The sequence below is a fragment of the Vreelandella zhanjiangensis DSM 21076 genome (assembly GCF_000377665.1).
In the GTDB taxonomy this organism is placed as follows: Bacteria; Pseudomonadota; Gammaproteobacteria; order Pseudomonadales; family Halomonadaceae; genus Vreelandella; species Vreelandella zhanjiangensis.
In genome coordinates this window covers 1-1,986 of record NZ_KB898647.1, presented here as the reverse complement: position 1 = coordinate 1,986, position 1,986 = coordinate 1, and the positions used below count along the sequence as shown (strand labels likewise).

Below are 1,986 nucleotides of genomic sequence, written 5' to 3'. Positions count from 1 at the left end.
TTCCAGCGCCTCGTTACCCAGCAGGCCGGCCAGCAGTCCCTGTTCGCCCAGCAGAGGTTGTAGCAGACTGCTCAGCAGCTCACTGCCCTCGGGGTTACCTTCCAGCAAGCCGCTAAGAACGCCTTCTTCATCTAACAGGGTTTCCAGCAAATTACCGACGATGCCGTCATCCCCCAATAGCGCCTCGAGTACGCCCTCCTCACCTAACAGATTGCCTAGCGGGCTGTTGGCTCCTAATAGGCCAGCCAATAGGCCGTCTGGGCCAAGCAGATTGGCGAGAAGTTCCGTTTGCAGCTCAAGGTCCACTATGGCCGTAAGGGATAAGCCTGCCAGTAATCCATTGGGTCCCAGTATGGTATCAAGCAGATTATTGACAAAACCTTCCTCGCCCAAGAGCCCTTCTTCGCCTAGCAGACCATTAAGCAAGCCACCGTTACCTAATAAGCTATTTACCAATTCTGCAAGCAGCCCCTCCTCACCCAATAAGCCATTTAACAAATCGGTATCTTCAAACAAGCCGCCCAAGGGGCCGTTCGTTCCTAGGAGACTAGCCAGTAATCCTTCTTCGCCCAGCAACCCTTCCAGTAGATCATTGATCTGACTGTCATTGAGTGACAGATCACCAATCAGGTTTGTTAGCAGGCCACCTTCGCCAACAAGGCTTTCCAGCAGCGACCCAAGAGGGCCTTCGGCTCCAAGCAACTTATCTGCAAGCTGTCCTCCAGCCCCATCAATACCCAGAAGCTGCGTTAAAATCCCTTCAGTCCCTACTAGCGAGCCAAGAAGCTGATCAACGGCCCCTCCTTCATTTAGAAGTTCTGGTAACAGTTCCTCGCCAAGCAGCTGATCCAGATCTAGGCCGAGGCTACCAGTCAAGGCGGTTAGGGAGGTTTCTAATGTTTCAATAACTCCACCCAGCACGCCTTGAGAGCCGATAAGGGCGGTAAGCAATCCAGCCTCATCCAACAAGCCGTCCATTGCCCCATTTTTTAACAGGCCGCCTAGCACACCGCCTTCACTGCCAAAGAGGCCAGAAAGCAGGCCATCTAAGATCCCTTGATCATTTAACAATGCGGTCAAAAGATTATTAAGATCGCTTCCATCGGCCAGGAGCCCACCTACCAATCCATCATCAGCAAGCAATAACCCGACGAGCCCATTTTCAACAAGCAGGTTACCAATAGTGCCATTTTCAGCTAGCAAGCCGCCTATTAAGCCCTGTTCAGCTAGCGTTCCACCAATCAGACTGCCATCGCCCAGCAGCGTCTCAAGGATGCTATCAAGCTGACCACCCTCTCCTAACAAATTATCAAGAGTTGCCCCTAACCCCAGGCCAACCAGCAGACCGCCCAGTAAACCGTCCTGCAACAGGTTAATTACGCTATCCGTTATAAAATCAACCTGCAGGTCTAATGCATCTAAAACATCCTGGGTTAGAGCTTCTCCGATCAACGGGCCAAGGACATTACCTAAACTATCTGTTGCCTCAGCAAACAAATTATCAAATTCATCAAGGCCATTAGGGTCGTCAGGGTCAAATTCGAAGCCTAGCAGTGGCCCGAGGGCGTCATTAAGACTCGAAGTCAAGGCGTCGGTATCTATGACCAAATCGCTTAATACACCATCGTCCAAGCCGAGTAGATCCTCAAGACCAGGCAGCAGGGCGCCTAACAATGCCTGAGATGGATCTAGCAAACCATCGCCGCCGTCCAAGTCGCTATCAATAATAACGGCACCCAGCGAGCCAAGGTCGCTGGTATTACCGGCGGCATCCGTCTGGCGAGCGATCACATCGCCATCCACATAGTCGCCATCGGGAAGCTCAAAACTGTCACCGACGCCCTCGATCCAGGTATCGCCACCATCGAGGGAGTACTCCCACGTGGCGCCAGGCTCGAGGTTACCCACATTAACCGTGCCATCGCTGGTAATACCGTCGCTGTCATCCGCACCAGTGTCGTTGTCCAGCACCAATGTCGGTGCTTC

At 52.7% G+C, this 1,986-nt stretch carries 1 protein-coding gene; it reads right to left on the bottom strand.

The features are described 5' to 3' along the window. The coding region (locus D467_RS19920) for an Ig-like domain-containing protein (RefSeq protein ID WP_018916275.1) at positions 1–1,986 on the bottom strand (1,986 nt) is incomplete at both ends.